Origin of the sequence: Chelativorans salis, from assembly GCF_025336525.1 — a bacterium.
Taxonomy (GTDB): Bacteria; Pseudomonadota; Alphaproteobacteria; order Rhizobiales; family Rhizobiaceae; genus Chelativorans; species Chelativorans salis.
The window spans coordinates 25434-46117 of sequence record NZ_JAOCZP010000010.1 but is presented as its reverse complement, the minus strand read 5'-3'; the positions used below and the strand labels follow the sequence as shown (position 1 = coordinate 46117).

Below are 20684 nucleotides of genomic sequence, written 5' to 3'. Positions count from 1 at the left end.
CTCTCATAATATGAGGACTTATCGCTTTTGCAAATGTGAGATAAGCTCACATTGTGCAGGAGAACTGAAATGAGCATCATCTTTCATGAGCCCATCCTTGTCATCGGCGGCAAAGGAAAGGTCGGGCGTCGCGTCGCAGACCGCCTCACTTCTCGGGGTTTCAACGTCCGCGTCGGATCGCGTTCAGCGAACCCGCGCTTCGACTGGAACGACCGCCAGACCTGGGGCGCGGCGATCGACGGCGTGCAAGCCGCCTACATCTCATACTATCCGGATCTCGCCCTGCCGGGTGCGGACGAGGCAATCCGCGCCTTCACCTCTTTCGCCGTGCAAAATGGTCTGAAGCGCCTGGTGCTGCTTTCAGGCCGCGGCGAGCCAGAGGCGCAGGAAGCCGAACAAGTCCTCATTGCTTCGGGTGCGGAATGGACCGTCGTTCGCCCCAGCTGGTTCGCCCAGAACTTCTCCGAGAATTTCTTTCTTGATGGCATCCTGGCCGGTGAGGTCGTATTCCCACGCGATGGCGTGCTGGAGCCGTTCATCGATGCGGAAGATATTGCCGACGTGGTGGTCGCGGCGCTGACGGATGACCGCCACATCGGACAACTCTACGAACTTACGGGCCCGCGCATGCTGACCTTTCGCCAGGCCATTGCCGAGATCGCCGCAACTGCCGGCCGTGACATCCGCTATATTCCGGTATCGGTCGAGGACTATGCGGTTGAACTCAGAAAGCAGGACAACATCCCGGCGGAATTCGTCGGGCTGCTGGAGCGCCTGACCCGCGAGGTGCTGGACGGGCGGAATGCCTACGTCACGGACGGCGTCCAAAAAGCGCTGGGCCGCGCACCACGCGATTTCTCGGACTATGTCCGCGCGACGGCGGAAACCGGCGTATGGAGGACCTGAGACATGAGCCAGCACCTCACATCGGCCCTGCTGTGGTTCTCCGCCGTCGGTTGCGGACTGCTTGCGGGCGTCTACTTCGCGTTCTCGGCCTTCATCATGACGGCGCTCGGCCGCGTTGACCAGGCGGCGGGGATCGCTGCCATGAACGCCATCAATGTGGTGATCTATCGCTCATTATTCATGCCGTTCTTTTTCGGCACCACGCTAGCGGCCGCCGCACTCGTCGTTCTCGCGCTGTTCCGGCTTGGTGAGCCCGGCGCGATCGCGACGCTCACCGGTGGCGTTGTATACGTGCTTGGGATGTTCGTCGTCACGATGGTCTTCAATGTGCCACTCAACGACGCGCTGGCGGGCGTCGATCCGACTACCGGGCAGGCGGCCGATCTCTGGGCACGCTTTCGTCGGGATTGGACATTCTGGAATCATGTCCGGACGATCTCGTCGGCCGCAGCGCTGACATTTTTCGTCACGGCTCTCGCCGTCAAATGAGCAGAGCTGCTGCCAGCAGGTGCGTACACCTCGCTGGCAGGGTTCTACCGCCGCTGTCGCGGAGCGTTTAGAGCCGCGCGTTCTTCAAGCGACGGGCGAGGGTATCGATCAAGAGCCTGGTTTTCGCCGGCATCAGCTTGCCGCCTTGCCAGACAACGTGGATCGGAACAGGAGGGGGCTCATGGTCGATGAGGATGAGTTCCACCCGTCCTTCGTCAACCAGCTGACGTATCTGCCACAACGGCGTGAAGCCGATCCCCAGGCCGGCAGCCACCGCGGCATACATGGATGCGCCGTGATCCGCTCGGAAACGGCCCGACACCCGGATGGATTTGACCGTATTTCCATCCTTGTACGGCCATCGGGAATCATTGGCCGATACCGACCGCACGACGCATTGATGTTCGACGAGCGCGGCGGGATGTTCCGGCCGGCCATGCTTTTCAAAATAGGATGGTGCACCAAAGAAAACGCGGCGCAACGCACCAAAGCGCCTCGCCTTCAGGTCGGCGTCGGGAAGATCCCCAATTCTGATCGCCAGATCCAGCTTCTCTTCGACGAGGTCGACAAACTTGTCGGACAGCTTCAGGTCGACTTCGACCCGCGGGTGACGCGACATGTATTCGACAGCGGCGGGCACGATGTAGGCGGGAGCAAAGAACACTGGGGCGCCGACACGCAAAAGGCCCGTGGCCTCGATGCGGCGATTGCCGGCCTGAAGTTTCGCTTCTTCTATCTCTGCCACCGCTGGTTTCACACGGTTATAGAAGGTGAGCCCGGCTTCTGTCGGGCTCATCCGGCGAGTCGTCCGGCGTGCCAGCTCGACCCCGACATCCTGCTCCAGCACCGAGAGCGACCGGCTCACCGACTGGAGCGGGCGCCCAAGCCGCTTGGCAGCGGCCGTCAGGCTGCCGTTCTCAACAATGGCGACAAACGTTTCCAGATCTTCAAGCCGGGCCATCGATTATCTCACTTCGCTGGAGAGTATGTAACAAACTCGATGGATTATTCGCAATATTGGGAGATGCTATGTATGAGGGGTCAACCCAAAAGGAGAGCCCAAATGCCCAAGATGATCTTCGTAAACTTGCCGGTGCAGGACATCGTCGCTTCGACGCGCTTCTATGAGGCGATCGGGTGCGAGAAGAACGAACAGTTCAGCGACGAGAATGCAGCTTCGATGGTCTGGTCGGATACGATCACCTTCCAATTGATGACGCGCAACTATTTCTCGACGTTTACGTCAAAGCCGATTGCAAACCCGCGAGATGCCGTCGGCATGCTGATCGCGCTTTCGCGTGACAGTCGTGATGAGGTGGACGCCATCACCGAGGCGGCGGCCGCCGCCGGCGGCAAGGCCGACATCCGCGAAAAGCAGGACATGGGCTTCATGTATCTCCGCACCTTCGAGGATCCCGACGGTCATGTCTTCGAGCCGATGTGGATGGACCTGGAAGCGACATCCGCCATGGACGAATAGCCTGCCGAGCAGGCCCGACGAAATCTCCGTGGCCGGCAGGCTATGCGCCTGCCGGCCCAACGTCCAGCCGTCAAACCCAGAATCTACGAGGGGCAACGCACATGATCCGCGTTGCTTCTGACGATGCCGTTCGCGGAGCAGCCGCGGACTGATGTCCTGCCGTCGGGTGAAAAGCCTCGCCGCGACCGGCCTTTCGAAACGGGAACCCGACTCCCCGCCTTAGATGGGGTAACGGGCCTCTAGCGCCGGCGACCGAGGGTTTTGGTCGAGGCGGTCGTCCCTCACAATGAAGATGTGAACGGCGTCATGGCCGAAGCCACGTGATGCTGACACCGCCGGTCAAGGGCTCAGCCTTGAAGTTCTGGGCGCTTGCGGTGGGCCAGCGCGCCGGGATGCGCAAGGCCAAGGTGGCGCCAGCACGCAAGCTGGCCGGTGGTCCTGCACCGCATGATGTGCAGCGGTGAGCGCTTCCCGCTAAGACGGGAGCAGCTCTCTTGATGCGAGAGGCCGAATGCTCGTCTCTCCGTCCACCGGCGAGAGCGGCGGTCGTCTGTAAGCCGTGTGCAATCTCGCATTACTTGCCGATGATTGGAACGTCCGGGTGAAAGGCGTGGGCGACGAAGGCAAAAGTGACGTCGTGCACTACGTCCCTGCCGTCCCGAGTCACCCGAACGGTGCCGACGTCGCGACCCTTGGCTATGGTCGAATGATCGAGCGCCGAGGCTACGCCTTCCTCGAATTCGATCCGGTAGCCGTCCCTTTCCAAGGTGCCTGCACGCACCCGATCGAGTGTCACTATGATCGGCTCGTCCTGCGTCCTGACGACCACCACGCGCGCCATCGCCGGAATGTCCTCCGGCAGGTCGCCGCGATAGAGGAACGGCGTCGCGGAACTGTCGTAGCTGGCGTAGGGATTTCGGCCGTAGTCGCGGAAGCTGGGATCGTTGGGGACGAGAACGGGGCCGCCCGAATAGGCCTCGCGGAAGGCACTGAAGGCAACGATGCGCGAGGGAAGGAGCTTCAGCTTCCGGCCGTTCAGCGTGCCGACGATAGCCTCGCCGGTGAACTGCTGCCACCAGGACTCGGTCTGCCGATCATACATGACGAGATCGGAGTTGCGCAGCTTACCCGTCGTGCCAAACTCCAGAACCCTGTCATCCAGACGCCTATCGAAGACGAGTGCGGCGTTGCAGAGCGGGCAATAGGTCACCGCGACAGGAACGCCGCCGACCACGTCGTTGACGATTTCGTGCCAGGTGAGCACCCGCAGCGGATAGGCCCGGATGTCGCCGCCGAGGCCGAACTGGATCACCGGCTCGCGCGCCTCGATATCCGGCACCGCCGACGCAGCCGCGAATTTTGGGTCGTCGATGGAGGGAATGCCGTCGCGCGGCGGGCCGCCGGAGATGATCTCCTCGAAGGGGACCGACGACTTGGAAAAATCCGTCTCCCAGCCCTCGCGAGACCAACTTGTGGGATCCGCGATGGCCTGGGCGGCGGCGGCGACGATCGGGACGGAGAGAACAAATATGCGAACCAACGTCAGCATGATGGCTTATCCGATAAAGCGCAGTTTTGCTTCCGGTCATACCAACGCCTCTGACGGATCACGGTCCAATCACAACCAGTGGAAGTGCCGCGGACGATGAAGCCGCCGCCATACAACTGCGCCAATTTGAACCTGGCCAGCCTTTCGCCGACAGTAGCAGGGCGCGCGCACCGGTACCTCGGCGCGGGCCAAGGCTTGGTTGAGCCGGCGCTGTATGTGCCGTTTCTCCACCGTCTCGCCCCGGCGGGTGAGGCACTCATGGAGGCCGTGGAGGCTCCAGACGTTCTGGGGATGCTGGCAGGCGCGGGCCAGTGTGTCGTCGAGCCCTAGGTCTGCGCGGTAGACCGCCTCGGCTTCCTCCAGTTGCTCCTGATCGAGGAGCAGCGCGCCGAGCATGCGGGCTCACGAAAGCTAGCTGATCCAGATAAGCCGCCAATCCCCGTACCTTGCCTGCCTTATGACGAGGAGGAGCGCACCAATGCGCACGAGGGCGGGCGTTTCGATGAGCTGTGATCTCGTGGCCGCGCGTCAACCTCAACATCCGTTGCGCATCTCCTTCAGTCGGGCGCGGGCCTCTTCGAGGATCAGGCGGAACTCGCGCATCATGGCGCCCTCGATGGCGAAGGCGCTCGTAGGCACTGCGCCGGGGTCCTCCTGGTGATCCTGGAACTGCGACTGCTCATCGAGGGCATCCAGCAAGCTGTCGCCCTCCAGATGTGTCAGATGGGCGATGAGGAATGCCAGTGTCTCGCGCTGGGCGTTCAGTCTTCCTTCGAGCTCTTCATTCGGTAGTTGGGACATGGATCGGACCTCCTCACAGGGGCGCGCGCGCCTTCGGCCGCAAATGCGGCCGAGTTCGTTGGCCACGGGCCGCAGTCCCTCAGCCTGGGGGGCGTAGCGCGGGCTGGCGGCAAGTAGCGCGGCCCAATTCACCAGGCACCGGTCCGCCCCAGTCGTCGGGCGGTGAGGCGACGCGCACCCGCGCGGTGCCGAGATAGCGTTCGGCGACAAATCGTAGAACGAGCCGCCTATATCGTGCAATGCCGTGCCACCGCGGTGCCGAGATGTTACCGCATCGACAACCAGCTCGCCCAGCTCGCGGCAATCCGTGCGGGATGCGGCATCGGTATCTGCCAGGTCGGGCTCGCCAGGCGCGCTCCCCAACTCGTTCGACTGCTCCCCGACGCGGTGGTAGTTCCGCTCGAAACCTGGATCACCAGCACGAGGACCTCTGCAGTGACCGCCGCATGCCGCTGACATTCGATCATCTCCACCAGGCGATTGCAGCCTATGCCGCTACTTCCTAATGGATTCCTCTCTTCCAAAGCTGCTTGTAGGGCACGCTGTTTTTCTTCATCGAGTTGTTCCCTTCAGAATTCCCTGGTGTGCTCTAGGCGGTCATGCCCGCAAGGCAAGCGCGACGGGGTTGTTGACGCCGGGCGAAGAGATGAGGGGCAGTGACGGTGCGGGGCCCGCGGGGCTTCCGCCTTTGGATCGTCGCTCACAGGAGATTTGCTTGTGCGAGTGCTGCCTCCAGCGATGAGGTTCTGTCGCAAAGTGCATAGCGATTTATATGGACAAGAGACCTTCTCGCAGCGTGATCCGTGCCCCTGGCGCAACTCTTCGCGTTCAAAATTCTGATTCGCAACAGCAACTTCTCTGCCCCGGAAAACGGACCGAAAGCCTTCAATCGCTGACTGAAGACCGTAGTGTTAAGTCCGCCACCCTCCTGTCGAGCGCCGGAATTACTATCGCTCCTTGTCTCATCAACCGCTATCGGCCGGGCAGGAGAGGGCCTGGATCATGCCAGCAACTGCGTCGGCACACCGAGCACCGGACCGGCCTCGGCAAGACGCTGGTCGAGCGTGTGGACCGTGGCGCCATGCTCGGACCCGGTCGCGAGATGCAGTGCGTCGCCGGCACGGAGCCCCAGCGTGTGCTGGTCGGCGAACCTTGCCGCCGACCGGAAATGCCCGCCTGTCACCGGCAGTACGGTGAAGCTCTCGGCGATTAGCTTGTTGAACATGGCGAGCGCCGCGGCGCGCTGCTCCAGACTGATCTGGCCGGTCCGCAGCTTGATCGCCATAGCTGAAGACATTTCGGTGATGGTCCAGTCGCTGATCAAAAGTTGCGCCGGATCCTGCTCCGCCAGCCAGTCCTGAACACGCGGGGTCATGGCTTCGTTGGAGAGCGCCGCGACGATCAGCGACGTGTCGAGATAGAGCATCAGTAGCGATCGCCATCCCGCATCGACCGCACGAGTTCGGCGGCGCTCTGGGCCTGCGGCGGCATGGTCGCCGTCAGGGACTGGAGCAGAACGGCATCGATCCGCTTGCGCGGCCTGGCCACAGCTGTGAGGCGCGCGACCGGCTTGCCGCGTCGGGTAATATCGATCGAATCCCCAGCCTCGACCCGGTCGACGAGTTCGCTCAGATGTGCCTTGGCGTCCGCCAGATTGATCGTGTTCATGTTTGCGCTCCTGACCATGTAGATAGTCATATAGCGCATCGAGCTCAAAAATTCCAGCGGAGAGCATCTTACCTGCCAGAGCTAGTGGCCACGCTGCTAAGCGTTTGGCCGGTATCCGAAACGACGATCAGCCGGGAAGCAAAGGTCGACTAGCCTGCCGCTTTCCTTTGCCCGCTTCAGGTTGAGGGGGCGTGAGATTGAAGCGCCGAGGGAATTTGCCGCGCTTGCATCTCGTAGATGGTGCTGTCAGCGGGCGGCACGATGAGCCGGAGTTCATGTCGCCGCATGGTTCGTGGCAGGCCTGTCAGAACGGTCGCGGGATCTGAATAGCCCCCAGATCTTTGTCATCGTCATCCGGCTCTCAAGGAGGGTCACAGAAGATTGCGGCGTTGCAGCGAAGACGCGCTTCCTCGCGTTATACCGCCCTGTTTTGGGTTGGTGGCCGGCCGCCACCGTCTGCGACGAGCACGGCGCCAGTGACAAAGGAAGCCTCATCAGAGGCAAGGAATAGGCAGCAAGAGGCGATCTCGTCCGGTGTTGCTACCCGGCGCAACGCGATCCGCTTCGTCAGCGCCATGAATTCCTCCTCAGGCGTGGTGCCGTTCTCACGCGCCGCCACCTCCATCTCATATTCGCTCATCGGCGTGCGAACCCAGCCGGGCGCAACGGCGTTCGCGCGAATTCCGTCGGCTCCATGGGCATAAGCAAGCGAGCGCGTGTAGGAGACGAGCGCCGCCTTGCTGGCCGAATAGGCGGCGTTCACGGCACTGGCGTTGAAGGCGCCGACCGAGGCGATATTGACGACAGCGCCGCCGCGAAGCTTGAGCAGCGGCAGGGATGCGCGGCAGACCTTCATAGCGCCGGTGACGTTGACAGCGAAGCTCTTTTCCCAGGTCTCGTCCGTAAGCGTCTCGGGTTCATCGAGCAGAATTACGCCGGCGGTGTTGACGACGATGTCGAGCCGGCCGCCGCAAGCTTCAATGGCGCGTGCAATATCATCCTTTTCGGTAACATCACCGTGGATTGCGCTACAGCCGGTTATGGCGGCCGCTTCCTCAAGCACATCACCGCCCAGCCCGAAGAGCACCAGGCCGGCGCCTTCCTTGGCAAACCGCTCCGCCGTCGCCCGGCCCATTCCGGTGGCGGCCCCCGTGATCAGCGCCGTCCGTCCGGCAAGCCGCCCGCTCACGAAAGCCCCCAGTAGTCTTCGATGGCATAGCCGGTCTCCGGCAGGGTCGAGCCGCCATCGACGACGATGGTCTGGCCGGTCGTATATTTGGCTTCCGGGGAGGCCAGATAGAGCATGGCATACGCGATGTCGTCGGCCTCGCCCATGTGTCCCATGGGGATGTAGCGGCCGATCGCTGCTTGCTTCTCGGGCGTTGAAAGCGTTCCGCGCCCGGGCTTGGCGATGAAGCCCGGCTCCACGCCGTTGACCGTGATGCCCGTGCGCGCGAGCTCGAAGGCGGCGCCGCGCACGAAGGCGTTCACGCCGGCCTTGGCGGCTGAATAGTGCGCACCACCCGCCATTGCTACGCGCGAGGAGACGGAGGAGGTGACGAGCAACCGCCCGAAACCGTTGCGTTTCATGTGCGGGATCGCCGCCTGCGTCAGCCAGACGAAGGCCTGGAGATTGATGTCCAGCGCCTCGGTAAGCTTCGTTTCGTCGAGTTCCTCGATATTTGCCCACGGACAGCCGCCGGCGTTGTGGACGAGGATGTCGAGCCGGCCTTCTTCGTCGGCGATCCGGTCGACCATCTCACGGATTTCGGTGCGTCCCGTGCCGGGCCAGGCGGTGGTGCCTACGGTTAGACCGTGCTCACTCAGCGTGGCCGCCAATTCTTCCGCCGGTTCCGGCGTGCGGTTGGCGATAATGACACGAGCACCGGCCTCGGCGAAACGCGTGGCGATGGCAGCACCTATGCCCCGGCCGCCGCCGGTGATGATGGCAACTCTGCCGGAAAGATCGAAGGCCATCATCTCAGGTCACTCCCGCCTCGATCACGGCCTTGGTGAAGCGCCCGAAAACGGCGCTGTGCTTGTCCACGTCGGCATCCTCGGTGGCCGGGCACATCAGGAACATGGTGTGGAAGGGTGTAACGAGAATGCCTTCGTTCATGTAGAACGCGTGCAGAAGCGTCTCCAGGTTGCCACGCCGCGTGGCGATCACCTCCGCCCCGTTCAGCGGCGGGCGAGGGGAGAACATGATCTCCATCCGGGCGCCGATCTGCGTGACGTGCCAGGGCAGGCCGTGCTGTGCGATGACCGCGCGGGCAGCCCCCGCCAGCTGATCTGCACGGCCGATCATCTTCTCATAGTTTTTCGGCGTTAGGACCCCTTCCAGTACCGCACGCATCGTGGCGATTGTCAGAGCGTTGCCCGCCAACGTGCCGCCGATGCCGAAATGGGCCGACTGACGCTGGCGCGGGTTGACGTGCGGCACCTCCTTCCAGAGTCGAGCTGCAGTCTCCTCGCTGACGCCGAAGACTCCGGCCGGAATGCCGCCCGCAATCGCCTTGCCGGCGACCAAGATGTCGGGCTCTAGGCCGTGCAGCCGCGTATATCCGCCCGGCCCGCAGGAAAGCGTATGCGTCTCGTCGATGATCAATAGCGTGCCGGTGCGCCGCGTCGCCTCGTGTACCGCGTCGTGGAAGCCCCCGGCGACCGGGATCATGCCGAAATTTGTCATCAGTGGCTCCATCAGCACGCAAGCCACGTCCTCCGCCGCCAGCGCCTCCTCCAGCGCGTTCACATCGTTGAACTCGACGACCTTCGACACGCGCGCATGGTCCACGCCATTGGGATGGATCATGTTGCGCATCTGCATCTGGCCGTCGCGCAGCTCGACGTGTGCCTCCTCGACCCCCCCGTGATAGCATCCCGAAAACACCAGCACCTTGTCGCGCCCGGTGATCATGCGGGCGATGCGGATGGCGCCGCGGTTGGCATCGGTGGCGGAGGTGGTCAGCGTCCAGTAGGGCAGGCCGAAGCGGCGGGTGAGTTCCTCACCGACCCAAAGACTGTCCTCGGTCGGCATCATGTGCGTGGTACCGCGCTCCAGCTGGCGCACAGCAGCGCGGGTCACCGCTTCCGGCGCATGACCGCACATGCCGCCCGTGTCGCCGAGACAGAAATCGATAAAATCGTTCCCATCGATGTCGCGCACGTGGCAGCCTCGCGCCTCCTCGACATAGATCGGGAAGCCGCCGGCCCACCGTCGCATCCAGTGCGATGGCCCCCCGTAAAGGAAATGCTTGCGCCCGCGCGCCCAGGCCTCGGCCGAACGCGGGTGTGTTTCGGCAAAGCGCTCCTGTTCGGCGTCGATCAGCCTGTCGATGGTCTGCGAAACGGTGCCGTCGGTTGCGGTCATGAGAGCGAAATCCATGCGGTCTTAAGGTCGGTGTATTTGTCGAGGGCGTGCAGCGACTTGTCGTGGCCATTGCCGGACTGCTTCACCCCGCCAAGCGGCACGGTGACGTCTGCGCCGCCATAGGTGTTGACGTGCACCACACCCGCCCGGATTTCCCGGACCATGCGGTGCGCGCGGGAAAGGTTCGCGGTCCAGACGGCGGAGGCGAGGCCGTAGGTCGTCGCATTGGCGATGCGGACGGCCTCCGCCTCGTCGCCAAAGGGCATGACGGCCAGTACCGGCCCGAACGCCTCCTCGCATGCCAGCGTCATGTCGGATCGCACGGCATCTAATACGGCGGGTGCCATGTAGAAGCCGCCCGTCTCTTCAAGGATGCGCTTGCCGCCAGTCTTCAGGCTGGCGCCCTCCGAAACAGCCTTCTCCACATGAGACAGGGTTTTCGACAATTGCTCGGCGCTGTTGATCGCACCGGCTTCCGTGGCCGTGTCCAGCGGGTCGCCGACCTTCATCCCCGCGGCAATTGCCGCAACCTTCTCCGCGAAAGCATCATGGATAGAGCGTTCCACCAGCAGGCGCGAGCCGGCCACGCAGACCTGGCCGGAATTGCGGAAGATGCCGTAGGCGGCGACCTTGGCTGCCCTGTCCAGATCCGGCGCGTCAGCGAAAACAATGTTGGGCGATTTGCCGCCAAGCTCCAGATAGACCCGTTTCAGGTTCGAGCGCGCCGAATATTCGAGCAGCCGACGCCCGACGCCGCCCGAGCCGGTGAAGGCCAGAACGTCGACATCCATGTGCAGCCCCAGCGCCTCGCCGGCGACTGCGCCGCGTCCGGTGACGACATTGAAGACGCCGTCCGGCAGCCCGGCCTCGGTGCATAGCTCCGCCAAGCGCAGAAGCGACAGCGAAGCCGTCTCGGCAGGCTTCAGCACCACGGAATTGCCGGCGGCAAGTGCCGGGGCGATTTTCCAGGCGCCGATCATCATCGGAAAGTTCCACGGCACAATAGCCCCTACGACGCCAATCGGCTCGCGATGCACGAGGCCCAGCACATTCTCCGCCGTCGGCGCAATCTCGCCATAGACCTTGTCGATTGCCTCGGCATAGTAGCGGAAGGTTCCGGCCGCACTTCCCGGCTCGGCCTTCAGCGCCATCGAGATTTCGGTGCCGTTGTCGCGCACGCCGAGAACAGCGAGTTCCAGCGCGTGCTTCTCGATAAAGTCTGCGATGCGGTGGAGGACCTTCTTGCGTTCGGCTGGGGCCGCGCGCGACCAGGTGCCCTTGTCGAAGGCCGTTCGTGCGGCCTGGACGGCGCGATCCACATCGAACGCATCGGCGTCAGCGATGGTGGTCAGCCGGCTGCCATCAATCGGTGAGGCGACGTCGAGCGAACCGCCGGCTTCTGCCGTTTGCCACTTGCCGCCGATGAACAGGCTCTGCGGCGGGATCGGTTCTTGGCGCAGATTGTCGATCTGTTGCTGGAGCATGACTTAGCTCTCGTTCGATCTGAGGGATTGCTTCGGCCGCGCCCGTGCGGCGCGGACCTGCGAGACGGTGAAGAGGACGACCGCGGTAACGGCGAGCGCAAGCAGCGTCGCCGCGATCGGCCGTGTGAGAAAAGTCGTCGGATCGCCGTTGGAGAGGCTGAGGGACTGTTTCAGCCGCACTTCCAGTATCGGTCCGAGCACCAGGCCGATAACCAGCGGGAAGGCGGGAATGCCGTTCCGCAGCATGAAGCGTCCGATGATGGCGAAGATCACCGTGATCAGCGCATCGGAAAGCCGGTAATTCTGCGTGTAGGAGCCGATAAGCGCCAGCACGAGAATGGTCGCGCCGATGATCTTCGGGTTGATCCGCGACAGTTTCACAATGTGCTTCGTCGCAAAGAGCAGGAAAACAAGCACGATAACATTGAGCAAGAAGAGCGATATATAAAGCCCGGAGATGAAATCCGGATGCTCGGCAAAGAGTTGCGGGCCGGGAATGATATTGTGGATCATGAAGACGGCGAGAAGCATCGCCATCAGCGGGTCGGCCGGAATGCCGAGCGACAAGAGCGGAACGAGAACCGTGCAGGTGCAGGCGTTGATCGAACTTTCGGACGCGATCAGACCTTCGGGGGAGCCCTTGCCGAACTCTTCCGGCTTCTTTGAAAAACGCCGGGCGAGCGAATAGGAAAGGAATTGCGCGCCGAACTCGCCCACGCCCGGCAACAGGCCCATGGTGACACCGAGCCCCGAAGAGCGCGCCAGGGTGCGCGGATAGCAGAAGACCTCCATCAGGCCTCGAAAGCGGTTGCGCTGGGTAAAGCTCTTGGCCTGTCCGGTCGGGCTTTCCTTGTCGAGCAGCACGAAAGCCTGCGACATGGCGAACAGGCCGATGACCACCGGCACCATCGGAATACCGCCCAGAAGCCATTGCTGATCAAAGGTATAGCGTTGCGTATTGAACGGGGATTCGAACCCGACAGACCCCAGGAACAGGCCAAAGCCCAGCGACAGGATCGCCGCGACGACGTGCTTTTGATGGGCAAGCAGCACGGAAACCAAGGCGAGAATGGCGACCATCGCATATTCCGGCGCGCCGAAACGCGCAGCGACAGTGGCCAGATAGGGCGCAAGCAGGACAAGCGCGAGCACCGAGACTATGCCGCCGACGAACGAGGAGGAGTAGGCAAGCGACAGCGCCCGGTGCGGCTCGCCGCGCTTGGCCATCGGGTAGCCGTCATAGGTGGTCAGCACATTGACGGGCGTGCCGGGAACGCGGATCAGGATGGCCGGAATCGCGCCCCCATACCAGGCGCCGCCATAAGCACCGAGCAGCAGCATGACGCCCGGCAGCGGCTCGAGCTGCAGGCTGAAGGGCAGGAGGATTGCCATGGCACCCGCCGGCTCCAGTCCGGGAACGGCGCCAACCATGATGCCCAGCAATGCGCCGAACAGAAGCGCCAGAATCACCTGCCATTGCGCGACATTCTCCAGGCCGAGCAGAAATGTTTCGATCACAGCACGCTCCCGAAGGTGTTGCCCACCCAGGCTGGCAATAGCTTGAAGATCGGTGCCAGCGGGAACCAGAGCCCGATGCCGAGCCGGAAGATGACCACGATGGCCACCGTCATCAGAGCGGCCGTCAGTACCCATTTCGGGCCACGCAGTCCGGCCCGCCAGATGACGAGTTGCATGAAGGCGAGTGTTGCGAGGGCGAAGCCGAGATAGCTTATGCCGATCAGGTAAAGGCAGAACCAGAAACTGTATTCCAGCGCCCTGCCGAGCCCGTCGAAAGCGCTGAATGCCTGTCGCCGGAACAGGGCCTTGTCCGTCGTTGCGCCGTACTCGGCGAAGAATTGCCAGCTCAGAACGGCGCCGGATATAGCCGCGAGCAGAAGACTGATCACCGGCCAGTTGACCGGCGCCAGATACCAGCCCCTGTCCGCCGGCTGTGGCTGGGTCTCAACGGGCGCCAGCACCAGCAGGATCAGGGCAATCCCGGTGAAGACGAGGGCAGCCAGCCCTTCCGCGGGCGGCGGGGCGACATCCTCTGGCTTATCCTCGACGATCTCGGGTTCGGTTCCGGCCGGGCCGCTGTGGGTCATTACCATCTCCGGCGGATGGAAAAACGGCGCGCCCTATGAAAGGCGCGCCGCGAGAGCTTCATTTTCCTTGCACGGATTCGACGAGCGCTTCGGCGGCCGCATAGTCTTCATCGATGCGCTTCGCCGCCTCGTCCGCGCCCGTCCAATAGACGCCGGCGCCCGTGGCTTTCGCTATGTCCTGGGCCTTGTCGGATTGAACGGCCTTTTCGGCGATCTCCGCGATCTTGTCCTTCACCTCCTGCGGCGTACCCTTCGGTACGAAGAGCCCGTTCCACAGGGTGATGTCGAGGCCCGGCACCTGCTCGGAAAGGAGTGGTGCGTCGGGTTTGATGGAAAGCGGCTCGTCCGTATAGGCCGCCAGCACCTTCACATCTTCCAGGCAGCCGAGCACCGTCGCCATCGTGGTATTCATCACATCCACGTCGCCGGTCGCCAGTGTCGAGCAATCGAGCGAGTCGAAAGCGGCATCGGTGCTGAAGGAGAAGCCGTGTTCCTGCGCCGCGGCAAACGTCGCCATGGTGGGCACCAAGTCATAACCGAAGTGGCCGAGGCGAACCGGATTGGACTTGGCGTATTCGGCAAGCTCGCTGAGATTGGAGTAGGGCGCATCCGCGGGCGCGACGAGCGCGAAGGGATAGGTCAGGAAAATGCCGATCGGCTCGAATGTGTCGCGCGTATATTCGGCATTGCCCTTGATGACATGCATCGTCGGGATGTCGATGACGAAGGAGCCGATCGTGTAGCCATCCGCGTCAGCCTGCGAGACGGCCGTCGCGCCCTCGATCCCGCCGCCTCCGGGCCGGTTCACCACCTTGGCCGGAACGCCCGTCTCGCGCTGCATCTCCTCGGCGATGACGCGCGTCAGTTGGTCCTCGAGATCCCCTGGCGGCCACGGCACGATGAAGGTGACCGGGCGCTCGGGATAGTCCGCGTAAGCAGCGCCGGCGGCGGCCAGTGCCAGCGCAGTGCCCGTCAGCAGAACGCCTATCAGTTTTCGCATGCTTCAACTCCCTGTTGTGCGGGCCAGCCACCCGCATTCCCCTTATTTTCATCGGTTCATTATTTGAACTCTTATTTCAAATATAGACTTGCAAACCAATTTGCTACCTGTCAACCTGAAATTCGACACCAGGATTGCAAAAAGGCGAGGAGGGATGCTTGAGCACGGTCAGCAAAGCGATTTCGCTGCTTGAGCTGTTCAGCGTCGATGAGCCGGAACTCGGTCTTACGGAGATTGCGCGCCGCTCTGGATTCGACAAGGCGACCACGCGGCGCCTCCTGGTTTCGCTGACGCAGCATGGCTTTGTCGAGCAGGATTCCGAAACGCGCTTTTACCGACTGGGCGCCGGCCTCACGCGGCTGGCGCGCATCCGCGAGGCACGGTTCCCGCTTCTTCAAACCGCGCTGCCCTTCATTCGCGATCTGGCCGCGACGACGGCCGAGACCGTGCACCTGTCGGAGGCCAGCAATGGATTTCTGCTCACCGTCCATGTGGAGCATCCGGCGCGCGCCAACCGCGTCAATGTCAATGTCGGTGAATATCTTCCGCTCCACTCGACAGCCTCGGGCATTGCCTTTCTGGCGCATGCGCGGGAGCCGGTGTTGGAGACGGCGATGGCCGAGCCGCTCGCTCCCTTCACCTCGCGTACGGTCACCGATCCGGCAGATCTCGCGAGCTTGATCGAGGCCACGCGCAAGCGCGGATTTTCCATCAGCGACCAGGGCTATGAGGAGGGCGTCATCAGCGTGGGCGCGGCGATCCTGGGGACGGACGGCTACTCCATCGGAACGTTGGCCATCGCCGCCCCCGTGGTGCGCACACCGAAGGCGGCCGCCACGGAGCGCGGCAAGGCCGTCGCGGCCGCGGCGCGCGAAATCAGTGAGAGGCTCAACGGCGAAAGCTTCGAAGCTCTCGAAACCAGGGCTATTGCATGACGAGGGAGGTAACGGACATGCAGCCACGGATCCTGATCATCGGGACCGGTGACACCAAGGCGGACGAGCTCGATTTCATGCGGGCGAAAGTGCGCGAGGCGGGCGGTGCGCCCGTCATGCTAGACGTCAGCGTGCTTGGCGACCCGCCCTATACGCCGGAATACGACAAGCATGCGGTTGCCGCCGCAGCCGATACCACGATCACGGCAATCATCGATTCAGGCGACGAAAACAGTGCGATGACGCTGATGGCAGCCGGCGCATCGCGCTTGGCGAAGGAGCTTCGCGAGCGTGGCGAAATCGACGGCATCATCGCGCTCGGAGGCACGATGGGGACCGATCTGGCCTTGGACGTCGCCCTGGCGCTGCCACTCGGCGTGCCGAAATTCGTGGTCTCTACCATTGCCTACTCGCACCTCATCCCGCCAGAGCGCATTGCCACGGACCTGATGATGATCCTGTGGGCCGGCGGGCTCTACGGGCTGAACTCCACCTGCAAGGCCGTGCTGTCGCAGGCTTGCGGCGCAGTGGTCGGCGCGGCGCGCGTGGCCGAGCAACCAAGCCGGGAGCGGCCGGTCGTCGCGATCAGCTCGTTGGGCAAGAGCTGCCTGAGCTATATGACGACGCTGAAGCCAGAGCTGGAAAAACGCGGCTACGAGGTGGTCATCTTTCACACGACGGGCATGGGTGGCCGGGCGCTGGAGGCGATTGCCGCCCAGCGCGGGTTCGCCGCTGTCATGGATTTCAGCCTGCAGGAATTGGCGAACCATCTGGCCGATTCGGTCGTGACCTCCGGCGCCGACCGGTTGGAAAATGCAGGCCGCGCAGGTTTGCCGCAGATCGTCGCTCCCGGTGCCATCGACATGGTCGATTTTCCCACGTGGCAGCCCGTGCCGAAGCGTTTTGCCGATCGGCCTTATCACGCGCACAACCGTCTGCTTGCCTCCGTCACGAGCGACAGTGAGGCGCGGCGCGGCATCGCACGGGAGATTGGTGCGAAGCTGGCCGCTGCCAAGGGGCCCGCAGCCTTCATCCTGCCGGCGGGCGGCATTCAGGAATGGGACAGGCAAGGCGAGCCGCTCTACGAGCCGGAGGCGCTTGCGGCCTTCGTGGACGAGATGCGCCGCAGCGTGCCCGAGAAAGTCGATCTTCATGAGATCCCGGAGCACATCAACAGCAGGGCCTTCATCGACAAGGCGCTTTCGATCTTCGATGCTTGGGTCAAGGAAGGTGTGGTCCCATCCGGCGTTTCGGAACGGCAGGCTGCGACATGACCCGTCCGCAGGCCCTTGTCCTCGACTTCGGCGGCGTGGTCACGCGCACCCTGTTCGAGACGCATGATCTGACGGAGGAGGCGCTGGGGATTCCCGCCGGCACGCTGACGTGGCGCGGTCCGTTCGCGCCCGAGACGGACCAGCTCTGGCAGGCCATGCAGGCGGATGAAATCAGCGAACGCGACTATTGGCGGGCGCGCACGCGCGAGGTCGGACGGCTGGTGGGCGAAGACTGGGAGCAGATGGAGACCTTCGTCCAGCGCGCCCGCGGCGCCGATCCGGAAGCCGTGGTGCGGCCGGAGGCCGAGCGCACGATCCGCATGGCCAGTGAATCGGGTGTGCGCCTGGCAGTCCTGTCGAACGAGCTCGACCTTTTCTATGGCGCTGATTTCCGCCGCCGGCTGCCGCTGCTTTCGCTGTTCGACACGATTGTCGACGCGACCTACACCGGCATCCTGAAGCCCGATCCGCTCACCTACGCCGCCGTGACCTCCACCCTGGACCTGCCGGCCGGGGCCTGCGTCTTTGTCGACGATCAGAAGCGCAACATCGACGGCGCGACGGCAGCCGGAATGCGTACTGTTCATTTCGATGTCGGCGATCCCCATAAATCCTATTCCGAAGCGCTCGCCCATTTCGGCCTCGCCTTCGGGGACTGACAGACAGGGAGCAAACATGCGCGACACCAACTTTCTCGCCGAAAACAACGCCAAGCAGATATGGCACCCCATGGCGCACCCGGCCGATATGCGCGCGAACCCGCCGCGTGTCGTCATGGAAGGGCAGGGCGCCCACGTGACGGATCTCGAAGGCCGCACCGTGCTCGATGCTGTGGGCGGTCTTTGGAACGTCAACCTCGGTTATAGCTGCGAGCCGGTGAAAGCAGCGATTGCCGCGCAACTCGATATGCTGCCCTACTATTCCGGCTTTCGCGGCACGTCGACGGGGCCATCCATCGAGCTCGCGTGGGAACTCACACAGTGGTTCGAGCCGGAGGGCATGGCGCGCGCCTTCTTCACCTCCGGCGGCTCCGACTCGGTGGAGTCGGCGCTGAGGCTGGCGCGGCAATATTGGAAAATCCGGCGGCAGGGTGACCGCACCAAGTTCCTGGCGCTGAAGAAGGGCTATCACGGTACGCATTTCGGCGGCGCCTCGGTCAACGGCAATGCCAATTTCCGCCGCAACTACGAACCGCTGCTGCCGGGCGTCTACCACATTCCCGCGCCCTACACCTATCGCAACCCGTTCGACGAAACTGATCCGCAGAAGCTGGCGCGACTGTGCGCCAACGCGCTCGAAGACGAGATCGCTTTCCAGGGCGCCGACACCATCGCCGCCTTCATCATGGAGCCCGTGTTGGGGGCGGGCGGCGTGATCGTACCGCATGAAAGCTTCATGCCGCTGGTGCGCGACATCTGCGACCGCCACGAGATCCTTCTGATCGCAGACGAGGTGGTGACCGGCTTCGGGCGCACCGGCGCGTGGTCAGGATCGCGGCTGAGCAACGTCAAGCCGGACATGATGACCATCGCAAAGGCCATCACATCGGGCTACTTCCCCCTCGGCGCCACCCTGATCAGCGGCGCGGTGGCCGAGGTATTCGAGGCTGACAAGTCGAGCTTCGGTTCAATCGGCCATGGCTACACATATTCCGGCCATCCGGTCGGCTGCGCCGCCGGCGTCGCCGCGCTGGCCGAGACACGGCGGCTGAAAGTGAACGAGAACGCCGCTGCGCGCGGGCTGGAACTGGCCACAGCGCTCGAGGACTTGAAGGCCAAGCACGACCTTGTCGGCGACGTCCGCTATAAGGGCCTGATGGCAGCACTCGAACTCGTCTCCGACCGCTCCACCAAGAAGCCGGCCGACAAGGGCGTGATGAAGCGCGTCTCCGACGCCGCATACGAGGCGGGCGTCATGCTGCGTGTCTCCGGATCGAACATCATCCTCTCGCCGCCGCTGATCTTGACCGCCGAGGAGGTGCAGACAATAGGCGAGGCGCTCGATGCCGGTCTTGCCACAGTCTGAGCGAATGGCCCGACAGGGCGCAGCGACCTGCGTAGATTTCGACCTTGGAAACTGCCTGCTGGATTGACGAATATTGCGGTCAGCCGGCCCTGCTATCTGGAGGCAAGCGACATGGTTCTCCCAACCTATACCGGACCGGAGCTGTGTGCGTATGAGGCCCACGAGATCGTGGACCTTTTGAAGAAAAGGGAAATTTCTCCGGTAGAGCTGGTTGAGGCTTCCTTCGCACGCATTGCGGCTGTGGAGCCACATATCAACGCAATGCCAACCTTGTGCCGGGACCGCGCGGAGGCAGCCGCGCGGGATATCTCCAGCGACGATGCCGGAATGCCCGGCTGGCTCGGCGGCCTGCCGATTGCGATCAAGGATCTGATGGAGGTGGGCGGCGTCCGCACGACAATGGGCACGAAGGGCCTGGCCGACTACGTCCCCGAGCGCTCGGGCGCGCTCGTAGAGCGGCTGGAGGCGCGCGGTGCCATCGTCGTGGGAAAGACGAACACGCCTGAATTCGGCGCCGGCGCCAACACCTTCAACGACATCTTCGGCATGACCCGAAATCCGTGGAACACGAAGCTGAATGCAGGTGGCTCCTCGGGTGGTGCGGCTGCGGCGCTTGCAACGGGCGAGGTTTGGCTCGCTCATGGATCGGACTTGGCCGGATCGTTGCGCACACCGGCCGCCTATTGCGGCGTCGTCGGCCTGCGCCCCAGCCCGGGAGTCGCCGGGGGCGGACCGCAGTTGATGAAATTCCACACCGAAGGTGTGCAAGGACCGATGGCGCGCAGCGTGCGCGACACCGCCCTGTTTCTCGACGCCATGTCGGGCTTCAGCGCCGATGATCCGCTTTCCTGGCCCGCGCCCGCTACGTCCTACCAACAGGCGGTGGAACGGGCGGACGCCAACATCCGTATCGCCTTTACCGCCGACATGAACAGCTTCGGGCTCGTTTCGCAGGAGATGGATGGTTGTCTCCGCGACGCACTGCGCAAGACTGAGGCTGCGGGCGCCGTGGTGGTTGAGGATTGCCCGGAGCTCCCCGATCTCGACAGGACCTACCGCGTCCTCCGGGCGATGTTGTGGGCCGCATTGCCCGGCCGTGCACCGGATGCGGTCCAGAAGCATTTCAAGCGGACCCTGAGCGAGAATATCGCGTTTGGACGCAAGCTCAGCATCGATGATGTCTACGACGCCCAACTGAACCGCTCGCGCTTGTTCGACAATGTTGTCGGCTTCCTCCGTGACTTCGATGTGCTCGCTTGCCCGGTTGTCGGGCTCATGCCGGGTCCTGTCGAAGAGGAATATCCGACCGAAATCGATAGCGTGCCGCTTACGGACTATATCTCCTGGCTGAGGTTTTCCTTCCTCGCCACCACGACCGCGTTACCTGCCATTTCGGTTCCGGTCGGCCTGAGCGAGGGCGGTCTCCCAATCGGGCTCCAACTTATCGGACATCACCGCGGCGAGGCTCGGCTACTGGCGGTTGCTCGCGCGGTCGAAGTTGCGACCGGCGGCCCGCGGGGGCCGATCGATCCCGTGGTTGTCGGCTAACGCGACGGCTGTCGCCCCATCGAGTGCGGTTACGAGTGATTCGGGCTTAC

22 protein-coding genes are annotated in these 20684 nt (G+C 63.3%); 9 read left to right on the top strand and 13 right to left on the bottom strand.

The features are described 5' to 3' along the window. Window positions 1-69 precede the first annotated feature (69 nt). Together N5A92_RS23215 and N5A92_RS23210 are read left to right on the top strand one after the other, a co-directional pair. The gene (locus N5A92_RS23215) at window positions 70-906 is read left to right on the top strand and encodes an NAD(P)H-binding protein (RefSeq protein ID WP_260906677.1); all 837 of its coding nucleotides are present in this window, start codon (window positions 70-72) and stop codon (window positions 904-906) included. A 3-nt stretch (window positions 907-909) separates the two neighbouring features. Then, entirely contained in the window at window positions 910-1395 is a 486-nt protein-coding gene (locus tag N5A92_RS23210) for an anthrone oxygenase family protein (protein ID WP_260906676.1), read from the top strand. A 67-nt stretch (window positions 1396-1462) separates the two neighbouring features. Here N5A92_RS23210 and N5A92_RS23205 read toward each other — a convergent pair whose 3' ends face one another. After that, window positions 1463-2356, bottom strand: a complete 894-nt coding sequence (locus tag N5A92_RS23205) for a LysR family transcriptional regulator (RefSeq protein ID WP_260906675.1) — start codon at window positions 2354-2356, stop codon at window positions 1463-1465. Between the two features lie 102 nt (window positions 2357-2458). Between N5A92_RS23205 and N5A92_RS23200 the strand changes: the two genes are divergently transcribed. Further along, window positions 2459-2875, top strand: a complete 417-nt coding sequence (locus tag N5A92_RS23200) for a VOC family protein (RefSeq protein WP_260906674.1) — start codon at window positions 2459-2461, stop codon at window positions 2873-2875. A 320-nt stretch (window positions 2876-3195) separates the two neighbouring features. Further along, window positions 3196-3339: a hypothetical protein gene (locus tag N5A92_RS23195; protein WP_425248630.1), complete on the top strand. Its 144-nt coding sequence runs from the start codon at window positions 3196-3198 to the stop codon at window positions 3337-3339. A gap of 110 nt (window positions 3340-3449) precedes the next feature. Here N5A92_RS23195 and N5A92_RS23190 read toward each other — a convergent pair whose 3' ends face one another. From N5A92_RS23190 to N5A92_RS23135, 12 genes are all read right to left on the bottom strand, one after another. Next, window positions 3450-4424, bottom strand: a complete 975-nt coding sequence (locus tag N5A92_RS23190) for a DUF3179 domain-containing protein (RefSeq protein WP_260906673.1) — start codon at window positions 4422-4424, stop codon at window positions 3450-3452. Between the two features lie 69 nt (window positions 4425-4493). Beyond that, the gene (locus N5A92_RS23185) at window positions 4494-4820 is read right to left on the bottom strand and encodes a hypothetical protein (protein ID WP_260906672.1); all 327 of its coding nucleotides are present in this window, start codon (window positions 4818-4820) and stop codon (window positions 4494-4496) included. Between the two features lie 138 nt (window positions 4821-4958). Next, window positions 4959-5225 carry a hypothetical protein gene (locus N5A92_RS23180; protein ID WP_260906671.1) on the bottom strand — a complete coding sequence of 89 codons (267 nt, stop codon included), beginning with the start codon at window positions 5223-5225 and terminating at the stop codon, window positions 4959-4961. A 1000-nt stretch (window positions 5226-6225) separates the two neighbouring features. Continuing rightward, on the bottom strand, window positions 6226-6651 hold the full coding sequence (locus N5A92_RS23175) for a type II toxin-antitoxin system VapC family toxin (RefSeq protein ID WP_260906670.1): 426 nt from the start codon (window positions 6649-6651) through the stop codon (window positions 6226-6228). Further along, complete coding sequence (locus tag N5A92_RS23170; protein ID WP_260906668.1) at window positions 6651-6893, bottom strand: type II toxin-antitoxin system Phd/YefM family antitoxin; 243 nt, start codon at window positions 6891-6893, stop codon at window positions 6651-6653. The genes N5A92_RS23175 and N5A92_RS23170 overlap by 1 nt, the downstream gene beginning before the upstream one ends. A 415-nt stretch (window positions 6894-7308) precedes the next feature. Beyond that, entirely contained in the window at window positions 7309-8082 is a 774-nt protein-coding gene (locus tag N5A92_RS23165) for an SDR family NAD(P)-dependent oxidoreductase (RefSeq protein ID WP_260906666.1), read from the bottom strand. Beyond that, complete coding sequence (locus N5A92_RS23160) at window positions 8079-8873, bottom strand: SDR family oxidoreductase (RefSeq protein WP_260906665.1); 795 nt, start codon at window positions 8871-8873, stop codon at window positions 8079-8081. Before N5A92_RS23160 ends, N5A92_RS23165 begins: the two co-directional genes overlap by 4 nt. Before the next feature lies 1 nt (window position 8874). Continuing rightward, window positions 8875-10263 carry a transaminase gene (locus tag N5A92_RS23155; protein WP_260906663.1) on the bottom strand — a complete coding sequence of 463 codons (1389 nt, stop codon included), beginning with the start codon at window positions 10261-10263 and terminating at the stop codon, window positions 8875-8877. Next, window positions 10260-11747 carry an aldehyde dehydrogenase gene (locus N5A92_RS23150; protein ID WP_260906662.1) on the bottom strand — a complete coding sequence of 496 codons (1488 nt, stop codon included), beginning with the start codon at window positions 11745-11747 and terminating at the stop codon, window positions 10260-10262. The genes N5A92_RS23155 and N5A92_RS23150 overlap by 4 nt, the downstream gene beginning before the upstream one ends. Before the next feature lie 3 nt (window positions 11748-11750). Next, window positions 11751-13265, bottom strand: a complete 1515-nt coding sequence (locus N5A92_RS23145) for a tripartite tricarboxylate transporter permease (RefSeq protein WP_260906661.1) — start codon at window positions 13263-13265, stop codon at window positions 11751-11753. Further along, window positions 13262-13852, bottom strand: coding sequence for a tripartite tricarboxylate transporter TctB family protein (locus N5A92_RS23140; protein WP_260906660.1), 591 nt, complete (start codon window positions 13850-13852; stop codon window positions 13262-13264). Before N5A92_RS23140 ends, N5A92_RS23145 begins: the two co-directional genes overlap by 4 nt. Before the next feature lie 58 nt (window positions 13853-13910). Continuing rightward, window positions 13911-14852, bottom strand: coding sequence for a tripartite tricarboxylate transporter substrate binding protein (locus N5A92_RS23135; RefSeq protein WP_260906659.1), 942 nt, complete (start codon window positions 14850-14852; stop codon window positions 13911-13913). 158 nt (window positions 14853-15010) lie between these two features. Between N5A92_RS23135 and N5A92_RS23130 the strand changes: the two genes are divergently transcribed. The 5 genes from N5A92_RS23130 to N5A92_RS23110 all read left to right on the top strand — a co-directional run bounded on the left by N5A92_RS23130 (window position 15011) and on the right by N5A92_RS23110 (window position 20634). Then, window positions 15011-15787, top strand: coding sequence for an IclR family transcriptional regulator (locus N5A92_RS23130; protein WP_260906658.1), 777 nt, complete (start codon window positions 15011-15013; stop codon window positions 15785-15787). A 17-nt stretch (window positions 15788-15804) separates the two neighbouring features. Next, complete coding sequence (locus N5A92_RS23125) at window positions 15805-17061, top strand: Tm-1-like ATP-binding domain-containing protein (RefSeq protein ID WP_260906657.1); 1257 nt, start codon at window positions 15805-15807, stop codon at window positions 17059-17061. After that, complete coding sequence (locus N5A92_RS23120; protein WP_260906656.1) at window positions 17058-17720, top strand: HAD family hydrolase; 663 nt, start codon at window positions 17058-17060, stop codon at window positions 17718-17720. Before N5A92_RS23125 ends, N5A92_RS23120 begins: the two co-directional genes overlap by 4 nt. A gap of 16 nt (window positions 17721-17736) precedes the next feature. Next, window positions 17737-19086, top strand: a complete 1350-nt coding sequence (locus tag N5A92_RS23115; RefSeq protein WP_260906654.1) for an aspartate aminotransferase family protein — start codon at window positions 17737-17739, stop codon at window positions 19084-19086. A 111-nt stretch (window positions 19087-19197) separates the two neighbouring features. After that, window positions 19198-20634 carry an amidase gene (locus tag N5A92_RS23110; protein WP_260906652.1) on the top strand — a complete coding sequence of 479 codons (1437 nt, stop codon included), beginning with the start codon at window positions 19198-19200 and terminating at the stop codon, window positions 20632-20634. Window positions 20635-20684: the final 50 nt, after the last annotated feature.

What these genes read in the sequence shown, in the direction of transcription:
- N5A92_RS23150 (WP_260906662.1), bottom strand. Translation starts at nt 11,747, where the DNA reads ATGCTCCAGCAACAGATCGACAATCTGCGCCAAGAACCGATCCCGCCG.
- N5A92_RS23160 (WP_260906665.1), bottom strand. Translation starts at nt 8,873, where the DNA reads ATGATGGCCTTCGATCTTTCCGGCAGAGTTGCCATCATCACCGGCGGC.
- N5A92_RS23205 (WP_260906675.1), bottom strand. Translation starts at nt 2,356, where the DNA reads ATGGCCCGGCTTGAAGATCTGGAAACGTTTGTCGCCATTGTTGAGAAC.
- N5A92_RS23140 (WP_260906660.1), bottom strand. Translation starts at nt 13,852, where the DNA reads ATGACCCACAGCGGCCCGGCCGGAACCGAACCCGAGATCGTCGAGGAT.
- N5A92_RS23135 (WP_260906659.1), bottom strand. Translation starts at nt 14,852, where the DNA reads ATGCGAAAACTGATAGGCGTTCTGCTGACGGGCACTGCGCTGGCACTG.
- N5A92_RS23210 (WP_260906676.1), top strand. Translation starts at nt 910, where the DNA reads ATGAGCCAGCACCTCACATCGGCCCTGCTGTGGTTCTCCGCCGTCGGT.
- N5A92_RS23185 (WP_260906672.1), bottom strand. Translation starts at nt 4,820, where the DNA reads ATGCTCGGCGCGCTGCTCCTCGATCAGGAGCAACTGGAGGAAGCCGAG.
- N5A92_RS23115 (WP_260906654.1), top strand. Translation starts at nt 17,737, where the DNA reads ATGCGCGACACCAACTTTCTCGCCGAAAACAACGCCAAGCAGATATGG.
- N5A92_RS23155 (WP_260906663.1), bottom strand. Translation starts at nt 10,263, where the DNA reads ATGACCGCAACCGACGGCACCGTTTCGCAGACCATCGACAGGCTGATC.
- N5A92_RS23190 (WP_260906673.1), bottom strand. Translation starts at nt 4,424, where the DNA reads ATGCTGACGTTGGTTCGCATATTTGTTCTCTCCGTCCCGATCGTCGCC.
- N5A92_RS23175 (WP_260906670.1), bottom strand. Translation starts at nt 6,651, where the DNA reads ATGCTCTATCTCGACACGTCGCTGATCGTCGCGGCGCTCTCCAACGAA.
- N5A92_RS23110 (WP_260906652.1), top strand. Translation starts at nt 19,198, where the DNA reads ATGGTTCTCCCAACCTATACCGGACCGGAGCTGTGTGCGTATGAGGCC.
- N5A92_RS23215 (WP_260906677.1), top strand. Translation starts at nt 70, where the DNA reads ATGAGCATCATCTTTCATGAGCCCATCCTTGTCATCGGCGGCAAAGGA.
- N5A92_RS23170 (WP_260906668.1), bottom strand. Translation starts at nt 6,893, where the DNA reads ATGAACACGATCAATCTGGCGGACGCCAAGGCACATCTGAGCGAACTC.
- N5A92_RS23120 (WP_260906656.1), top strand. Translation starts at nt 17,058, where the DNA reads ATGACCCGTCCGCAGGCCCTTGTCCTCGACTTCGGCGGCGTGGTCACG.
- N5A92_RS23125 (WP_260906657.1), top strand. Translation starts at nt 15,805, where the DNA reads ATGCAGCCACGGATCCTGATCATCGGGACCGGTGACACCAAGGCGGAC.
- N5A92_RS23180 (WP_260906671.1), bottom strand. Translation starts at nt 5,225, where the DNA reads ATGTCCCAACTACCGAATGAAGAGCTCGAAGGAAGACTGAACGCCCAG.
- N5A92_RS23200 (WP_260906674.1), top strand. Translation starts at nt 2,459, where the DNA reads ATGCCCAAGATGATCTTCGTAAACTTGCCGGTGCAGGACATCGTCGCT.